At 62.1% G+C, this 17,539-nt stretch carries 19 protein-coding genes; 14 read left to right on the forward strand and 5 right to left on the reverse strand.

The window, feature by feature from the left end:
• Both AB4068_RS09960 and AB4068_RS09965 read right to left on the reverse strand, forming a co-directional pair.
• Nucleotides 1-804: an SDR family NAD(P)-dependent oxidoreductase gene (locus AB4068_RS09960; RefSeq protein ID WP_441433282.1), complete on the reverse strand. Its 804-nt coding sequence runs from the start codon at nt 802-804 to the stop codon at nt 1-3.
• Complete coding sequence (locus tag AB4068_RS09965) at nt 801-1,547, reverse strand: hypothetical protein (protein WP_441433283.1); 747 nt, start codon at nt 1,545-1,547, stop codon at nt 801-803. The genes AB4068_RS09960 and AB4068_RS09965 overlap by 4 nt, the downstream gene beginning before the upstream one ends.
• Nucleotides 1,548-1,626: 79 nt before the next feature.
• On the opposite strand from AB4068_RS09965, the gene AB4068_RS09970 reads away from it, so the two are divergent.
• Together AB4068_RS09970 and AB4068_RS09975 are read left to right on the forward strand one after the other, a co-directional pair.
• Nucleotides 1,627-2,136 carry a MarR family winged helix-turn-helix transcriptional regulator gene (locus AB4068_RS09970; protein ID WP_059389432.1) on the forward strand — a complete coding sequence of 170 codons (510 nt, stop codon included), beginning with the start codon at nt 1,627-1,629 and terminating at the stop codon, nt 2,134-2,136.
• Between the two features lie 141 nt (nt 2,137-2,277).
• A complete protein-coding gene (locus AB4068_RS09975; RefSeq protein WP_059389433.1) occupies nt 2,278-2,580 on the forward strand; it encodes a DUF4193 domain-containing protein in 303 nt (100 codons plus the stop codon).
• 54 nt (nt 2,581-2,634) lie between these two features.
• On the opposite strand, the gene AB4068_RS09980 is transcribed toward AB4068_RS09975, so the two are convergent.
• On the reverse strand, nt 2,635-4,137 hold the full coding sequence (locus tag AB4068_RS09980) for a CYTH and CHAD domain-containing protein (RefSeq protein ID WP_441433284.1): 1,503 nt from the start codon (nt 4,135-4,137) through the stop codon (nt 2,635-2,637).
• A gap of 190 nt (nt 4,138-4,327) precedes the next feature.
• On the opposite strand from AB4068_RS09980, the gene AB4068_RS09985 reads away from it, so the two are divergent.
• From AB4068_RS09985 to AB4068_RS09995, 3 genes are all read left to right on the forward strand, one after another.
• On the forward strand, nt 4,328-4,996 hold the full coding sequence (locus tag AB4068_RS09985) for an alpha/beta fold hydrolase (RefSeq protein ID WP_306961893.1): 669 nt from the start codon (nt 4,328-4,330) through the stop codon (nt 4,994-4,996).
• Nucleotides 4,997-5,201: 205 nt separating this feature from the next.
• The gene (locus AB4068_RS09990; RefSeq protein ID WP_307053902.1) at nt 5,202-5,471 is read left to right on the forward strand and encodes a nuclear transport factor 2 family protein; all 270 of its coding nucleotides are present in this window, start codon (nt 5,202-5,204) and stop codon (nt 5,469-5,471) included.
• Between the two features lie 234 nt (nt 5,472-5,705).
• Entirely contained in the window at nt 5,706-6,005 is a 300-nt protein-coding gene (locus AB4068_RS09995) for a hypothetical protein (RefSeq protein ID WP_172465630.1), read from the forward strand.
• Nucleotides 6,006-6,152: 147 nt separating this feature from the next.
• Here AB4068_RS09995 and AB4068_RS10000 read toward each other — a convergent pair whose 3' ends face one another.
• Complete coding sequence (locus AB4068_RS10000; protein ID WP_059389438.1) at nt 6,153-6,494, reverse strand: hypothetical protein; 342 nt, start codon at nt 6,492-6,494, stop codon at nt 6,153-6,155.
• A 173-nt stretch (nt 6,495-6,667) separates the two neighbouring features.
• Nucleotides 6,668-8,377, reverse strand: a complete 1,710-nt coding sequence (locus AB4068_RS10005; protein ID WP_441433285.1) for an alkaline phosphatase family protein — start codon at nt 8,375-8,377, stop codon at nt 6,668-6,670.
• 630 nt (nt 8,378-9,007) lie between these two features.
• Between AB4068_RS10005 and AB4068_RS10010 the strand changes: the two genes are divergently transcribed.
• From AB4068_RS10010 to AB4068_RS10050, 9 genes are all read left to right on the forward strand, one after another.
• Nucleotides 9,008-9,625 (forward strand): hypothetical protein, encoded by a 618-nt coding sequence (locus tag AB4068_RS10010; protein ID WP_441433310.1) that lies wholly within the window; start codon nt 9,008-9,010, stop codon nt 9,623-9,625.
• 96 nt (nt 9,626-9,721) lie between these two features.
• Complete coding sequence (locus AB4068_RS10015) at nt 9,722-10,339, forward strand: hypothetical protein (protein WP_441433286.1); 618 nt, start codon at nt 9,722-9,724, stop codon at nt 10,337-10,339.
• On the forward strand, nt 10,336-10,935 hold the full coding sequence (locus AB4068_RS10020) for a hypothetical protein (protein ID WP_441433287.1): 600 nt from the start codon (nt 10,336-10,338) through the stop codon (nt 10,933-10,935). Before AB4068_RS10015 ends, AB4068_RS10020 begins: the two co-directional genes overlap by 4 nt.
• The gene (locus AB4068_RS10025) at nt 10,932-11,555 is read left to right on the forward strand and encodes a hypothetical protein (RefSeq protein WP_307053899.1); all 624 of its coding nucleotides are present in this window, start codon (nt 10,932-10,934) and stop codon (nt 11,553-11,555) included. The genes AB4068_RS10020 and AB4068_RS10025 overlap by 4 nt, the downstream gene beginning before the upstream one ends.
• 205 nt (nt 11,556-11,760) lie before the next feature.
• Nucleotides 11,761-12,840 (forward strand): hypothetical protein, encoded by a 1,080-nt coding sequence (locus AB4068_RS10030; protein WP_441433288.1) that lies wholly within the window; start codon nt 11,761-11,763, stop codon nt 12,838-12,840.
• 11 nt (nt 12,841-12,851) lie between these two features.
• Nucleotides 12,852-13,511, forward strand: a complete 660-nt coding sequence (locus AB4068_RS10035; protein WP_306961882.1) for a hypothetical protein — start codon at nt 12,852-12,854, stop codon at nt 13,509-13,511.
• A complete protein-coding gene (locus tag AB4068_RS10040) occupies nt 13,508-14,251 on the forward strand; it encodes a signal peptidase I (RefSeq protein WP_306961880.1) in 744 nt (247 codons plus the stop codon). Before AB4068_RS10035 ends, AB4068_RS10040 begins: the two co-directional genes overlap by 4 nt.
• A gap of 116 nt (nt 14,252-14,367) precedes the next feature.
• A complete protein-coding gene (locus tag AB4068_RS10045; protein WP_059389446.1) occupies nt 14,368-14,787 on the forward strand; it encodes a hypothetical protein in 420 nt (139 codons plus the stop codon).
• Between the two features lie 225 nt (nt 14,788-15,012).
• Complete coding sequence (locus AB4068_RS10050; protein WP_441433289.1) at nt 15,013-17,526, forward strand: LuxR C-terminal-related transcriptional regulator; 2,514 nt, start codon at nt 15,013-15,015, stop codon at nt 17,524-17,526.
• Nucleotides 17,527-17,539: the final 13 nt, after the last annotated feature.

Raw genomic sequence — 17,539 nt, forward strand, 5'->3', positions numbered from 1 at the left:
TCAGCGATTTCTGCCGGTGTTGAACGCAGGCGTTCCGGCCAGCCGGCCGCCGTCGACTGCGAGCACGGTTCCAGTGACGAACGAGGACTGCTCCGAGCAGAGCCAGACGGCGGCAGCGGCAACCTCGGCCGTGGAGCCGATCCGCCCGAGCGGCACGGCGGCGGCCACCCGATCCTGGGCGGATTGGCCGGCCCCGGCCAGCCGCTCGGTGAGGATAGGGCCGGGAGCGATCGCGTTGACCCGGATCCCGTGCGAAGCGTAGTCGAGCGCGGCCACCCGGGTCAGGCCGCCGACGCCGAACTTGCTCGCCACGTAGCCGCTCATGCCGGCGACTCCTTGTTCGCCGGCCGTGGAGGACATGTTGACGATCGCTCCGCCGTTCCCGCTCGCCAGCATGAGCTCGATTTCGTATTTCAGGCAGAGGAACACTCCGCGCAAGTTGACTGAGATGGCGCTGTCGAACTCCGCGCTCGCCCATTCGGCCAGGGGCGCCGGCGTCCGCCCGCCGCCTGCGGCATTATTGACGGCGACGTCGAGCCGGCCGAAGCGGTCCAGGATCTGGGCCAGCAGCGTCTTCACCGAATCTTCATCGCCCACATCCACGGACATCGCTACCGCTTTCCCGCCACCCGAGCTAATGGCGGCGAGCTGCCGAGACAGTCGAACACTGTCACGGGAGGCAAGGACGACGTCGGCACCGGCACCGGCCAGCGCAGCCGCGATCTCCGCACCGATTCCCCGGCTCGCTCCGGTCACAAGCGCGACCTTGCCTGACAGGGGACGGGTGGAATCCGCCGTCGTCATGGCGCTGTCCGGCTTGTCCGCGGCGTATGCGGCCGGGGCTCTTGGTTCGCGGCCGCGCGGTTGCGGGGGAGCAGGAAGCCTGCGGCAACCAGCCAGAGCAGCCCGCCGAAGCGCCCGAGCGGCAGAAGGAGCTGAAGAGGCTCGATCGCCATCGACAGGAAGCTCAACTCTGACAGTGCGGCGATGACCAGGCCGGTCCAAGCCAACCAACGGGGCATGAAGCCAAGGATCAGGGCCGGGACGGCGATTCCCGCCATGAGGAGGCCGGTTCCGACGACGAAGCCGACCCCACCGGTAATGAATGCGAGGAACGCGAGTGCGTGCGTCAGCGTCACATCCGTGGTGATTTCCGGCCGGCTCAGCAACCAGGTCAGGGAGCCCGACACCATGAGGAAGATGGCCGCGCTGACTCCGCCAAAGAAGCTGATGGCCGGTCCGGGAACGCGTACGCCGAGCCGGAGCTGCCGGGCGTAGACGGTGGCCGCGTAGATCCCCAAGGGCACGGCAGAACCGAATTGGAGCATGCCGCCGACCCGCACCGCGGCGACGTTTTGCTGGAAGAAAGCGGCCACCTGTCCGGTTGAAGCAAAGGGCGAGACGAACGTTTGGCCGCCCGTCAGGATTGCGGACGTGATGAGGCTGGCGAGGAAGATGCCCAAGCTGACCAGGGCGAGAATGCCGGGGTGCGGGCCGCCTGACCTGGCTGGACGGCCGCCCTCGCCGGGAATCGAACGACTACTCATGGCTGAACCTTTCCTAATTGCATCACTACTGAAATAGTTCACCTACAGAATTATTCTGTCAAGCCTGTATTCTGAATCCATGGACTTAGCCACACCGGGCCGGCCGAACCGGACCGCTTTTCTCTTGTCGCAGTTAGGCGCGGTCGCGTCGTCGCGCTTTGCCGACCGCACACGGGAGATCGGCCTCACGCCAAGCGACGCCGGCGTCATCCGCCTGCTCGGACGCGCCCCCGGGTTGAGCCAGCGCTCCCTCGCGGACAGGCTCGGCGCCGTCCCCAGCCGGGTGGTTTCACTCATCGACTCGCTGCAGGAGCGCGGCCTTGTTGAGAGGATCCGCAGCAGTACGGACCGGCGGAACTATGAACTGCACCTCACGGACGCCGGCAAACGCGTGTTGCGTGAACTGCGAGGTATCGCGGAACAGCATGAAGCGGAGCTTCTGGCCCCCCTGACAACGGAGCAGATTGGCCAGCTTGACGTGCTTCTCGCCCAACTCGCCAGCGGCCACGGGCTGGACAAGGACCTCCACCGCGATGTCGGTCGCCAGGCCGGAAGCGATGCCGGATCCGACGGCGTACGCAAGGCCTGATCGGGCGCCCGGGTCCCGTGCCGCCGTCGGGAGCTCTCATGACGATCGGGCCACGATTTTTGCCACTATGTGGGGAATAGCAGCTGCATGGTGTATGTTGCACATTCGCCAGCAAATACACAAGAGAAGAGATAACCCCAGGTGGCAACCGATTACGACGAACTCCGCTCCGACGTCGCGGAATCCCAAAGCACGTCACTCCAGGCCCTGCAGTCTGCCAATGCTCCGGACGCCCGCAGCGTTGTTCGGGAGCTGGACGAGGCCGATGCTTTTGAAGGCAATGAGGTGCCAGGCGGCGAATTCGTAGCCGAGGAACTCATCATTGCAGTCGTTCCCCAGAAGGAAGACGAGTTCACCTGCTACTCGTGTTTCCTCGTCCGTCACCGCTCCCAGATTGCCCGTGAAAAGAACGGCCACGCGTACTGCGTGGAGTGCGAAGGCTGAGCCTCTGAGGCCCAGCCCCGTGCCGCTTAGCCGCCTTTCCCGCAGTTGCGTTCATCACAGGGAATTCAGGCGCTTCTTGGCGAGCTTTTCATAGCGGGCCCCGGAGTCCGCTGCTCGCTGCTCTTCGGCAGCGAGCAAGGGAGCGAATGGTGAGTTGTCCTCCACCGATCCGTCGGTATCGCTTGCGAGCCGGAGCAGTATTGAGCGGCTGACAACGCTGTCCTGATGCTCTCCCAGGACCTTCTGGATCTTCTGGGCATTCCGTGCCAGCTTCACGGCGGGTTTCTTGTGGACGTCCGCCAGTGCTTCGGCCGCATGGCGCAGCCGTTTCGCGTCTTTGCGGACCTGATGCAATGCCCTGTCGCCTTCGACGCCGGTTTGCCCTGCGGCTGCCTTCTGGGACCGGCGCAGCCGCTTGATCGCCCTACCGGCCAGCTTGGCCGTGACGGGACGGGCCTTCTTCCCGGCGCGAGGCTTCGTGGGAGGCTCGTCGCGGAATTCCTCAAGTGACTCCAGGAGCCGGAAATAGCGTTTCGTTCCTAGAGAGCGGAGCATGTTGCGATACCCGGAGTTGAAGGCTGTCTCAAGTTCGTCATCGATCCTGCTGGCAGCTGAAGCGGGCACTAGGCCGTCGGGTTGCTCATTCATCAGTTCCCCGATCCGGTCGCGCAGCACCTCGGCATCCCGGGCCTTGCCCAGGACCTTGCCCAGCCATTTCAGTTCGGTCTGGAGCTGATCCGCGGCGTCGGCGTCGAAGAGCTTGCCGTAGGCGGACAAAGTTGAGCGGAGCCTCCGCGTAGCCGAGCGCATGCCGTGAACGGCGTCGTCGGCGCCTTGCCGGACTCCGGAGTCCAGTTGGGTGATTTCAGCTATCTGCGCGGCGATGTAGGAAACTATTGCATCCCCGGCAGAGCCCTTCGGACGGGCTTTGGGCGGCGCCGGTACCGCAGCTGGCCAGGACGTTCCGAATGCGCGGGCCAGCTTGGACGCGTGCCCCGATGGGGTTGCGCCGGCCCCGGACAAGACGCGGTCCGCGCTCTCAAACAGGGCTTCATCGCCGTGCACCAGCTCGATTTCCCATTCCCGCCATTGCCTCTCCAATTGAGTTGGGTGCAAGGTCTCGGCGGTCACGTGGTCATCCACGAAGTCGGCCAGGGTGACGTCCTCGCTTCCGTGTAGCCGGTGAAGAGTGCGGCGGGTGTGGATCCGGGCCACAGGCCTGAGCTCATCGCCGCGGGTGAACACAAGGAGCCTCTCCGCGAGTTCCTCGGGGACAATCTCGGGCTGACCCAGCGGCGCATGGATCTCCACGCGATTGTCCCTCTCTGCCGGCAGTTTCAGGTGCCAGCCTGAATCGGTGCCGCCGGTGCGGCGCCGCAAGGTGATGCGATGCTTGGCAAGGATGAGGCCTTCGGTGTCGAAGTAGACGGCTTCGAGCTGATGATCTGCAGGGTCTGCGACCTGTTCGACGCCGGCAATGTCCTCGAACGCGGGAAGAGGCGTTTCCAGGTCAGCGTCGTACTTGCGTTCTGTTTCCACGGATTCCTGGGTCGACATTCCGTTTCCCGTCCTTCTCGTAGTTGCCCGCGCCTATAGGCATCCTCCCACCAGGCCTTCTGCAGGGAAAGACCGGGCGAAGGGATCTCATCGGGTCCCTTGCGGGCGCGTCGATCTGGGGAAGAATGTGGGGCATGACTTCGACGCCGAGCCTTGGTCCGTTCGTCCATGATTTCTTCGGGGACGCCTCGTGAGCGCGTTCGTGCTGGTACCCGGAGCAGGCGGCTCAGCCTGGTATTGGAGCCGCGTCGTCCCCCTCTTGCAGGAAGCAGGCCACGATGCTGTTGCGGTTGATCTGCCGGGAGACGACGAAAATGCGGGTTTGCCTGAGTACGCGCGCTTGGTTGAGGCGGCAATCGGTGGCCGGCCCGACGTCGTGCTCGTTGCGCAATCGCTTGGCGGTTTCACCGCGCCCATGGTGGGTGCCCGGACCGGCGTCGCAGAGATCGTCTTAGTGAACGCAATGATTCCCAACCCGGGTGAGACCCCTGGAACATGGTGGGACAACACCGGCTGGGAAGACGCACGCAAGCGTGCCGCCGCGGCCGGCGGTTACGGCAAAGAGTTCGATGTGAACGAGTACTTCCTCCATGACGTTTCACCGGAGGTCGCGGCCGAGGGCGAACCGCACCAGCGGCCCGAGGCAAACGCAGTCTTCGCGTCGAGCTGCGACTTCGTGGAGTGGCCGGCCGTGCCCATCAGGGTGCTCAGCGGCGCGGGGGACCGGTTCTTCCCGCTCGAGTTCCAGCAGAGGGTCGCGCGGGATCGCCTCGGGCTCGAGCCGGATGTGCTGCCCGGCGGGCATCTCCTTGGGCTGTCGAATCCGGTTGGGGTGGCCGACTACCTCTTGCACCGCTGAGCTTTTACCACTCCGGGCGTCCGATTCCCTAGACCGGAATCGACGCAAGCCCTAAGATCACTCTGACGGCACCAGCCCTGGCTGATCGATGTCCGTCGCGGTCTCACCCTTTAGCGTGAGCGCCGGGTCCGTTCCGCGACTCCTGGGTCTTCGAACGGGCCCGGTCGACCTCCGCTGGGACCATCTATCCAGAGGAGGCCTTCCTATGAGTGAAGCCAACAAGGAACTGGTACGGCGCCACTTCCAGGAAATCTGGAACCAGAGACAACTGGACGTTTGTGAGCAAATCATGGCCGATTCATACGTCGAGCACGCCCAGGCTCCTTTCGGGACTACCGAGCCGGGCGCCGTCGTCGGACCGCAAGCGATGCGCGCGACCGTACAGTGGCTACTTGCCCAGTTTCCCGACATGACCATGACGCATGTCCGCGCGTCAATCGCACTGGTTCAGGATCGAGGACGGCAAGCTGGCTGAGCATTGGGCCACTCGCGATGACCTCACCGCAATGCTCCAACTTGGCGTCGTCAGGCAGCCTGGTCCGCCTAAAATCGTGACGATCATCCAGCGAATAGCAGGGCGCAGAAGCGGGACATGACCCAACGCCCTCGCTGCGTTCGACGCAACCTCGCGATAGTTAGAGAGTAATTACTCGTAGAGGGTGACTGCGGCCTTCCAACGGAGGATGCTTGATTGTTGGGAGGGAAAATCATGACACGAGATGTGACTCATTTCGAGCGACTTTCGGCGTGGACCGAAAACGACATGAAGCCAGCCGTCGGCAAGTTGTTGCGCGGTGAGGGTTTGCCTGCCGAAGCCCGGGAAAGCAACCATCCCTCGCCCCTGGATTTCCAGATCCCTGAGGAACTGGACCGTGCCTTGGAGTCGGCTTCGCAAACGCTCAGCCTCACGCCCAGCGAGATCCTGCGCGAGGCCCTGTCCGAATGGCTGGGGAGCCACGGACAGCCAGCCACGGGCCACCATCCGTTCGGGAAGCACACCGCGCTTTAACGTGCGCTGGGCTGCGGGTTGCGGAGCTGCAGCTGTTACTGGTGGCTGCCCTGAACGGCGTCTCCGTGCCGCGCAGAGCGGAAGGGCGAGGCCGCCCGAGGACTGGGCGGCCATGGCCAGTCCTCGGGGAGGTAATGCAAACTGTCTTTAGCCGCCGCAATACTTGCTGTAATTGGTCCCCGCGTTCTGGTAATCGTTCTTCATGGCATTGAGCTTCGCGGTATCCGGGTTGTCCTTCGAGGACTCGTCCAGGTAGTCCACAAGCGTCTTCAGGGTGGGCTTCAGCTCATCCGAGGACACGGCTTCGATCGGGCGGAGCTGGTTGGCTACCCGGATGGTTCCCGTTTTGTCCGTGGTGTTCGTGGGGTTCGAGATGACGGTCTTGACCCTGCTGCAGGTGTCCGCGGTGCTCAGCTGCTGCGATGCCGAGCAGGCTGAAGCGGAGAGGAGGAGCCCGGCCGCGAGCAGGGTTGTGGTGATTTTCTTCATGGTTCCCTCAGTAGTTGCTGACGTTTGATTGTAAGCAGACGGGGCGTCGCGCCCAATGCAGGCTTAGCCGGCGGACCGGTCCATTTCGTCCAGCCCAGGGTCGGATGAGTACAAGGGAGGGGCCCCTCGGCCTTCCGGCCGTGGAACCCCTCCTATGATTTGAGCGCGCTGGATCAGCGCTGGGGGAGGGTTTTGGTCCCCTCGATCTGCACTGCCTGCAGCTTGTTYGGGTCCAAGCCAAGCGTCTTCAGGATGGTCGGAGCAATCTGCGTCGTCTCGACCGCGGTGGTCACGGTCCGGGCGTGTTCGTCGTTGGCGCCGGAGACCACGAGCGGCACATCGCGGTCGTCGGCACTGGCTCCGCCGTGTTCGGCGATCTTGGCCTTGCCGCCGGTGTAAACCACTCCGGTCTGCGCTATGCCGAGGATGTCCGGGTAGCGTGCATCGCTGGTTTGGGTGCCGAAGTAGTTTGCAACTTCGCTGCCCGCATAGACCTTGCTCAAGCCTGAGGTTGTCACGGTCTTGGCGGCGCCGTTGATGTCGTTACCGGCGGCAGGGTGCGCTGCCAGGTAGTCCTTGGCGAACTGCGCTGCGGCCTGCGAGTGGTCCGAAAGCCAGAGCTGCATGATGTCGTCGTCGGTGGAGAACGCCACGAGGTCTGCGGAGCCGGGGTGGGCCGACTTCCACGTTGCGTTCAGGCCGTCGATGATTGCGCTGTCAGGCACCCTCGTCAGCGTCGAAGCGTCCATCGGCGACTGCCCGTGCTTGGCAGAAAGGATCACCGTGGTGTCCTTTGCGTGGCCGGAGGCGGCAAGCGCGGACTCGAGCTTACCGACAGAAGCGTTGACGAAGTCAAGGGCTTTGCTCAAGAGCGGCCCGGGAACGGTGCCGCCCTGGAGGTAACCGCCGGTGAGGCCGTCCGACGTCGGGAGCTTCTGGGCCGTCGACACGGCCTGGAAGTTCATCCCGAAGATTCCAGGTACTGCGGCCATCTTGGTGCCGGAGTGGTCCTTGCCGTCGATTTCGTTCAGCACGGCCTGGACCTTGTAGCCGTCGTACTGCTGGGTTGCGGCGTTGTCCTTGGTCCAGTCGCCATTGAAGGGAGCGGGGGCGATGCTGTTGATCTCAGGGGTGAACAGGTCATCCAGGCCCTTGCCTGAAGGGCCGTTCAGGATCTCGTAGGCCGGGTGCTTGTCCGACCACGCCGTGGTGAGGCCGGCGCTCTTCGCCACCTCGAAGACCGTGTTCACCTTCAAGTACTGGTGCGGATAGACCGGCTTGCACGTCGCCGGGTCAACCGGGAGGGTGGCCGGGTCGAGGAGTGCGCCGGGCTGCCCCGTCATGTTCAGGATGCTGGCCGGAAGCCCGGCCAGCCCTTGGCCGGCGTCGAGGGCGTTCTGGTTCCTGTCCGCGGCTTCGGTGAAGGCCACTTCGGCGCCGGGCGCCGTGTTCTTGCAGTCCGTCGTGCCGGCCGGCAGGAGCGCCCTGTTGAACGTGTCGTCATAGTAGACGCCGGTGGTCCCGGGATTTCCGCCGGTCAGCTGGCCCACCATACCGGGGAAGGAGTCCGAAGGCACGGGTGTCTGGGCGTGCGTGTAGCTTGTGCCGCGGTTGACCAGCGACGCCAGTGCCGACGTCGGGTGGTTCTGCACGTACAAATCCAGGTCCTTCTGGTGGAGGCCGTCCACCGAAAGCAGCAGGACGTGCTTCGATGTTTCGCCCTGGCCGCCCTGGGCCTTGCTGTCGGATCCTTGCTGGCCCTGGACATCCTCGCCGCCGCGTGAAGCGTCGTCGGCCATCGCCGGCGCCACCGCGGATCCGGCCATCAGTATGGCGCCCAGGACCGCTGCTGTGGCAAGCCCGTTTTTCTTGGCTGTCTTCATCAAAATAAGACCCTTCGCTATTGCGTTCTTATCGATCGAGAATGCGTCCCCGGATGATTCTTGTTGCGGGGAAGGGATCTGTCCCGCCGATTGGGCCTCACTGTGGAAACGTTCATGACAGGTTCAATTGCGGGTAGCCGAACTCTTCCGAAACTCACAGGAAATCTGCGTACCCCGGGGGTGCGGACGGGGGTACGCCGGCTTTTGTCATCGGTACGGCCCTAGAAAGACGTCGTTAGCGGCGGCCACCCAGCCAGTGGGCGGCAAAGTACCTCTGGACCCGTTACCGTGGCGATCGCCGTGCATCAGTGGGCCTGGCTTCGTCCGCAGCGAGCAATTCTGCCAGCGCGAAGGCGAGAACTTCGGCGCTGAACCGGCTCCGCTCTTCGGAGGAGTTTTCAACGGAGTTTGAGACCGTCGACACTCAATGATCCCTCTCGGCACCACCTAATTTGCCCCTTTTTGCCACTCAATTGCGGGGAAACACCACTCAGTGGCCCAATTGCGACCTTAGTTTCTTGTTGGTTGCACACCGCGCGCCGGTGTTCAAGGGAATGTACCTGTCCCTTGCCGATGCAGTCACTCGCACTGTCGGCGAACCCGCCGACAACCTCGTGAAAGGAACTCCTCTTGACTACCAAACTTCGCTCCGGTCGTAAGCGTGCCCTGCTAACCGGTGGTTCGCTGCTGGGCGTCACCGCGCTGCTGACGGCTGCTGCGTTCACCGACTTCGCCAACCTGAACATTGGCAACGGATCCGCTGATTCCGGCGTTGGCGGCAACAACCGCTTCAACATCCAGGTGGTTGGAACGGACACCGCCGGCCTGCCTGTTCCGGGCACATGGCAGGAAGCAAACACTGCCGCAGGTGTGAACGTCAAGGTTCCCGGCGCGGACCTGATCACCCCGGGCGACACCGTGTCCGTGTCGATCCCCTTCCGCAATGAGAGCCCCGCCCTCGGCGCAGCCATCACCTTCGGGTTCCAGGACCGCGCCGGCTACACCTCCAGCCCCGCATTGGTTAGCGCCCTCCGCTACAGCGTCACCTTGGACGGCAAGGCAATCGCTACCAACGTCAAGCAGGCCGACGTGACCGCCCTCGACCTGGGCACCTACACCGCCGGGAAGGAAGGCGTCCTCGGCGTCAGCATCAACCTCCCCGACCAGGGTAGTGCAGCTGCCAACAACGCACTGCAGGGCCAGGTCTCCTACGTCCAGGCCCACTTCGACGCCTCCTCCGTCAAGTAGTCGGAACGACAACAGGTGGGGGCCTTCGGGTCCCCACCTGCACTTGGCCTACGGGGCCTCAATGAACGGAGCGCTCGGACCCATGAAGGACACAGTATGAGGACTCAACGCCGCGGGCGGGTGCGGCTGTTACTCGCAACCGGATCCCTGGTTGCGGCGGGTACGCTGATCACCGCCGCCTCATTTACCGACAGCGCTGACGTTGACGTCGCACTGGACGGATCCCGCAATACCTTTGACATTGTGGCCGCAGGGAAAGCTGATCCCTCATGGCTGCCAACGCCCTCAGATTGGGACCAAGCCAACCCGCGAGGATTGCGCATCATCCTGACCGGAGATAACAGCGGGTACACCATGGCCCCAGGCAGTGTCCTGGATTTGAGGATCGCGGCGAAGAACAACAGCCCTCGCCTGTCCAGCCTCATTGGCCTGCGCATCCTCGACCCGCTTCCACGCGGCGCTGAGAAAAATCCGCAGACCGGCACCTACCTGGAACTCTTCGACCAGCTGGTTTTCACAGTTTCGGATGGTGGCAAGGTTCTCCTTGACCACGTCCCTGCAGGGCAGTTGACGGCAATCACCTGGCCTGATCCATTGCGTGTCGGCGAATACAAGCTTCTCGATGTTCGGGTCGAACTTCCGGACACGGTGGACAACCGATGGCAGATGGCCGCAACAGATATCCAGTTCAACTTTGAGGCGGTGAACCCATGACTAGCAGGACGGTGAAGCGTGACGGATGGAAGCGGCTGACCCTTGGGCTCGTGGCAGGCGTGCTGGTTCTCGGCGCCGGCACCACTGCGGCCGCCTTTTCGGACTTCGCCCGCGTGAACCTGGGGACGGGCATCGCTGGTTCAGGGCTCGGCAATCCGAATCGCTTCGACATTGCGGTAAGGGACAGCACGGGAGTGCTTCGCGATGCTGATACGCCGGAGACGGCCGTCGTCCTGCCGCTGTCAGCGGGAACGGTCTTCTCTGAAAGCAAACCTGTTGAGTTCGATGTATCGGTAACGAACCGAAAACCAGGGGTGAACGGCAATTTGACGGTCTCCCTGTACGATCCAGACCCACAAAGCGGTGATCTGTTCGGCACGCTGCTTTTCACGGTCTACCTCGACGGCGCAGCAACGCCCGCGATCGCAAACGCCACCGCACAGCAGGTCAACCAGGCTGGCCTCACGTTCCAGGACGTCGCTCCGGGTGAACAGCGTGCTGTCCGCGTATCAGCGGTCTTGGCGCCCAACAGTGGGGCACAGGCGAGCGGAAAATCCACCCAACTTGGCGTACTGACCAACGGAGAAAGCAAATGATCGCGCCCCGTAGCATCCGCGCGCTGATCGCGGTGATTGCCGCGGTCTTCCTTGGACTTGTGCAGTCTGCCGGCGCCTCGGCTGTGGCCTCGGATCTCATCGATACGGCACCGACGTCGCTAGTTATTGACGCTCCGGCTCCTGGGGAATCTCAGAAATGGGATATGTCCGTCAAGAATCTAGTCGACTCACCGGTGCCGCTTGCATTGGAGATTTCGGGACGTTCCGATGTCCTCTTCTCCGGAGCCGCGCCGATGGAACTGACGATGAATACTCCAGATGGCACTGCTGTCGTCGAGCGGATCCGTGTTGGAGAAGTGCTCGGGCGCACGATCAGACTGCCCGAACTTCAAGCCGGCGCCTCATACAACTTGGTGGGGACTGTGACGCTTCCACGCGACGCTGACAATTCCTACCAAGGCGCTGGCGGGAACCTGAAATTCCACTTCGTCACAAGCATTGATCGACCCAATGTCACGCCAGAAAAACCCGCGTCTGGATCCGATCTTGCGCATACAGGCCTCAGGAACTTGATTCCAGTCGGTGTCGCGGCCGCGCTCCTGCTGGCCGTCGGCTTTGGCCTCATCCTCGTTCGTCGAAAGAAGCCCGCTCATGAGTAAGCCTTCAAACATTTCTCGTCGGCAATGCCTCGCGGCGACGGGCCTGTTTGGGCTCGCCACGTTTGTCGGTGCTGCTCAAATTCCCGTAGCCACAAGTGCCGCGTACAAGGATAAGACGCACGCCCGTTCGGAGGCTATCCCAGCGAATGCCGGGCCTCCGTTTGCCGTCGGCGTCTCCAAGAACTCCCGCATGGTAGATACAGGGATGGGAGTCGGAAACGACGGAAACGTCTACGTGTGGGGCCTTACGTTCTACGAGATCAACGGCGATATTCCCACCTCCGGGTGGCAGAAGCCGCCGCAGAAGGTCGCCGGCATTCCCGACGGAATTGTTCGGCAAGCGACCGGCCAGATATACAACGCCAACGCACTGGACAAGGACGGCACGGTCTGGGGATGGGGCTCTTACAACTTCCGTGACGGCACAGACGCGCCGAAGCCCAATGGCAACGCGAAGCAAGTCCGGATAAACACGGCGTGGAATGGTTCCGGGGCAATCCTGGACAAAATCATCGCGATCTCCTCCACTGAATATGCCGGTGCCGGAATCCGAAGTGATGGCACCATCTGGCATTGGGGGTATCCCCTTGGCTACGGCGGAAACGCTGCCCCGGGTGCAAGCCAGCTTGCCGGACTGCCGGACCCCTCGGTCGCTGGTAACCGGCCTATTTACCTCAAAGGCGCCTACACCAACTTCTTCCTCATTCTGGAGCGCGGCGACGTCTACTATTGGGGAGGCATAGGCGGAAACAGTCTGCCCTCGGGCCTACTCGACACAGGTGCGACGCCCAGGCTCGTCAGTCCGCTTGCGCCTTGGTTCAAGCGAAACGTGGCGCCTGGCGCTCCATATATTGTTGCGGTCGACGGCGGCATCAACATGGGTGGTGCCCTGCTCTCCAACGGACAGGTACTGAGCTGGGGAACTGACGCTAGCCGTACCGGGCGAGGTCCAACCACCACACCGACGGTGCCCACTGTGGTTCCCTCGCTGTCCCAGATTAAATCCATGCAGTTCGGGTTCACCGGTGTTGCATTGCTCAACGGCGACGGAGAGCTCTGGGGCTATGGCGCTAGCGACGATTACGGTCAATTCCCGCAAAACCCGACCCGAATCGATACTGGCGTTGTGGAGTACGGATCGGGCCAAGGGTTCTACCTCTGGCAAAAATCTGATGGTTCCTTCTGGGGCAGGGGATACAACCCCCAAGGAGCGATTGGGCTCCCCATCGGAACTCAAATCGCCAACCGCAAGGTCTCGTGGGATCTCGGAATGGTGACGAAATGAGGAAGCTGACTATGAAACGACCGGTATGGCAAGGGGTGGGGCAACGGAGCGGGAAACTCCGGCTCGCAGTCACGGCAGGCGCACTTGTCGCGGCGACCGTTACGGCCACGAGCGCTGCGGCATACGACTTCGCCAATCTAAACATCGTCGGCGAGGCCCTCATCGAGACTCCGCGCTTTGATATTGGCGTTGTGCGGGACAACGGAACCGTGGAACAAGCCGATACGGAAGCCGGATTTGATTGGGCCGTCGCGGGAGCGGCTGACCTGATACCTGGCAGGTCGGTCGTCACCATGATCCCGGTGTTCAACAACACTTCTGTCTTCAAGGCGGATACGAGTTTCAAAATCATCCTTCGAAACGGCGATGGGACGGTTGCTGCAGGGGTACCGAATATTCTTCCGTTCCTGACGTTTACCGCAGCGGACGAAACGGGCAAGGTGCTGTTCACCAATGTCAGGTGGGACCAAGCAAAGGGATCGCTGGGTGTCCTTGAACCTCGCTGGGGTGCGGTGTTGAACCAGGGAGATGCTTACACTCCTGCCGCGGACGGTTCTGCGAAGAAATTGAAGCTCACTATCACCTATGTAGACGGCCCGGACGTGGAGAAGTACAACGGTGGACAGACGGCGCTCGCCGTGCACTTCGACGCGGTTTCAGTTGCCCCGTGAACACTCGTAGTGGAAATCCGGAAACGCACCGGTTGACGGGAAGCCAAGAGGACCAGGTAGGCGCCCGGATGGGCAGCCCGGCGGACCTTGAGGAAGAGCACGGCGGGATTGATGAACTGCGGAGCGAGGCAGGGGGTGAGCCGGCAAAGGGAGAATTCCGGCAGGAGGAGGTCCCTGAGGAGACGTCGGAGCAAGTGCGCCAGCATCCTGCGTTCCGGGCTTACGGTGCTTTCCGCTCGATCCTCTTGTCGCTCGGTGCGCTCCTGGGTGCCGCTTGTATTCTTGTGTTCGCTGTCTCGCTTCTCTTCGGAATTCGGCCCCTTGTTGTGGTTTCGGGATCAATGGAACCGACAATACCGGTGGGGTCGGTCGTCTTGTCGCAACAAGTACCTGCCGGCGAAATCGAGGACGGCAGCATTGTCACGGTGGAGCGTCCACGCGGCTTGGGTTTGGTTACGCACCGGCTAGTCAAGTCCGTTCAACCAACACCAGACGTCTACGAGTACACGCTCAAGGGGGATGCAAACACCCAGAACGACCCCGAGCCCTACAAGGTGACTACTGCCGGAAAATACATCTGGCACATCGTTGGGCTTGGTTATCTGGCAGCCGTCCTGCAGTCCTCATACGGCATCTTCATCGCCGGTGCGGCCGGGCTTGCGTTGCTGGCCCTGTTCATTCTGGACCCGGCGCGATTGGCACAAGGTTCTGCTGCCAGAGCACGCAGGCGGAAGTGCTGATTAAATTGCAGGATCAGCTACTCCCCGGGGCCCGAATGAGTCATGTTCATGACTGGCTTGTCCGCTCCCGTCTTTCGGGACGGAGCGGACGCCACAGGTCCCCCACGGCTTCTGGTTTGCCAGCCCTTTCCTTGCTGCATTTCGCTGACAAGTACTCTGCCCGGGCTGGCGAAACCGTATCCTTCACTGCATTGATCCATAACGCTTCACAGGGGCCTGTCGCAGCAGTGGAGCTTATTTCGCGTTCATTGACCAACGCCAACGTTGAACAGTTGGCGTTCGATTCCCAGCCCGGCCCTGAGCGAATGACCATTCCATATCTCGGATCTGGCGAAAGCGTGAGCTTGGACTTTGGCTATATCGTCCGCCAATCCGATGTTCTCCATGGCGGCGAGATCGTCAGCGCCATGGAAATACGATTCGCAACGGATTGCGGATGGGCCTGGGACACATGCGAGGCCGTGGTCAACATGCGCGGTTCCCATCGCGGTAGTTGGCTGCAAGGCCCGGAGCAGACAGCCTCCAGTGATCTTTGAGTGATCGTCATAATTTTGTCCTGGTTGCCTGATTCCGCATGGAAGCGCCGCAATCTTCAGTCCGCGCCTCCTTAGCGTGTTTGAATGTTCGGGCCGGACTCGTCTCGATATCCGTGGTGAAGTACTTGCCGCGGGTTCAAATGGTAGTGGGCGGAGAGTTAGGAGTCTTCAGTGTTCCAGGAAGAAATACGCCGGGCACTAGGCTTTGCTAAACGTGGGGTTAGCGTGCGAATTGTTGGTCGCGCTGGAAGCGGGCGGTCGACTGCAATCCGCGAAATCATCACGGAGCTGGAAAAGACCGGCGCCGAGGTTTACAGCCTGTTTGGAGCCCGCCTTCTCCAACAGACGCCGCTCGCCGGAATCGCTTCCCTTGGCCTGGATATGCGAGGGCGCCATACGGGCCCTTTGGGCATGGCTGACGTTCTCGCCGAACAACTTTCGCAACGCGGACCAAGGATCATTGTGGTCGACGATATCGACCTGCTTGATAATGAGTCCCTCGCTGTCCTGGACATCGCGCAAAGACGGTCCCAGAGGCCGCTGATCATGTCGATGGACGATTCGCCCATTTATCCGAGGACCTCCGTGCTCGTCCCGGAACGATGGCCGGAAGCACAAGTCCGGCTCCCATCACTCCGCTACGACCAAGTCAATCAGCTTATCGCCGAAACACTTTCTGCCCCCGCGGACGTCGATGTCACCGCCCACATCCTGATGAAGTCCGCGGGCAACCCCAGGTTGGTGGTAAGGATCGCCCAAAGCGGCGTCCTCAACAAGCTGCTAACGCTCTGCGAGGGAGAGTGGCGAATGACCGGCCATACCCTTTGGAACGAGGATCTCCGCGGAACGGCCGAAGCACTCCTCCAAGGCCTCGAACCCGACGAGCTTCTCGCGCTGGACGCATTGTCGATGCTAGGCACCCGGTCGGTGGCTTCCTTACATTCGATCGTTGCCACAACAATGCTCGACAGGCTCGAAGGGCGTGGTCTGGTCGCTGTGTCCGAAAACATCGACGGAGAGCTCTGCGTGGCCTCAAATCCGCCCCTCCTGGTTGATTACTTTCGTGATAATCACGTTTTGTACTCTCGTCGGGTACTGGTCAAACGGATCGAAAACGTTGCCGAGGCGCTCGCGCCCGCCCCCGGGAATGGGCGATTCATGACGCCCTCCGTTGCTGCCGCCGTCGGGCAGCTGAGGGAAGAATCAGGAGCGGGGGGCACGCTGGCTGCCCGTCACTTCCAAGAACAGCTGCGCGTGCGGGAGGAAGCCCATTACGAACAGTGGGAGGCGGACCCAAGCATGGCCAACTCGGCCGCGTTCCTCAAGTTCTACTGGGGCGGACCCATAGACCCGGAGCGGATCGAACACGTCTTTGCCCACACCGTCATGGTCAACGGCAAAGCGGAGGACTCCCTTTTCTTCACTATGACGCGGGCGCTCTGGGCAATCACTCGCGGTGATGACGTAGCAGCAGCTCAAGGTATGCTCTCCGAACTTGCTGCACTCAGTCCCCAGCAGGAGGCCGAGGCCGAGGGTTTCGGCCTGTTCCTCGCCGCCTCGTATGACCGAATGCCGGCAAACCTGGGCGAGATCCTGGACAGCTACGGAAACGCGCATCCGCAGAGTGGGGTCCTGACCGTGGTACGGGCCATATTGGAGGTCTACCGCTTCGATGGACTGGCAGCACTCAAGGCACTGGAGTCAACTGATGATTTCGGTTTGGCGTCGGGCATCGAGCCATTCGTCCGGGGACTGGCCCTGCTTGTCGCGGGGCGCTTAGACGAGGCTTTGGTGTTCTCCCTGAACAGACGCATCGAGGCCCGCCGCGGCCTTGACCGGTTCGGCTTCAGCGCGAACAGCTACGTGGCCGCGCTGGCTCTTACACAATCGGGGTTCGGCCAGCATGCCGATCTGATGATGAGCAGCGTGTTCGCGCTCGGCCGCCCAGGATTCCTCGCGAGTGCCCTGCATGACGCCATGCTTCGACTTGTGGGACTCCGGGCTTTGATGGACGAAGAGAAAGAGCCTGCCTCGGTGGGCGCCCAAGCGAGGACGCATGTAGCCGATATCGGCCCTCTTCCGGGGACTGGCAAGGGCGTTTTTGACCTCCTTGCCCAGCGGTACGACGATCCGCAGTCGTTTGACGCGAGTGCCATTACCCTCATCGACGCCCAATTGGATCGCGGCTTCCTCACGGAAGCCGCCTACACTTCGGTTTTCATCATGTGCCTGCTTCCGAGCCGTGAGGTCCTTGAGAGGGCGGAACACGTCTTTCGGAACTCGAAGGTCACATCCCACAACCAGTTTTTGGCCATAGCCGAAGCAGTGGTAGACGATGACCACGGGCTGCTCAAGGTCCTCTTGGACAAATACCGGCCGGATGCTGATCTGCACGCTGTCCGGTTGCTGCTCAAAGGCGCATCCAAGCGTCGTCTTTTGGAACGGGTCAGGACGGCGGCTGCTGCTATGCAGCAGGCAGAACGGCTTTTCGACGGCAGGTTTCCGATGGCAGGCGAACACCTCAGCCTCAATATTGGTCATGAACTGTCGGCGACCTTGTCGGTCCGGGAGACCGAAGTCGCAATACTTGCCGGTAGTCAAACAAACATCGAGATTTCTGCCCGGCTCGCGATTAGCCTGCGCACGGTCGAGAACCACATCTCGAGGGCGCTGAAGAAGACAGGCATGACCACCCGTCAAGCCTTGTACCGCTACGTGCAAGGCTCGATTCGTGAGTGACCAGCCACCCGGC

Source organism: Arthrobacter sp. 2RAF22, from assembly GCF_052115325.1.
GTDB lineage: Bacteria > Actinomycetota > Actinomycetes > Actinomycetales > Micrococcaceae > Arthrobacter.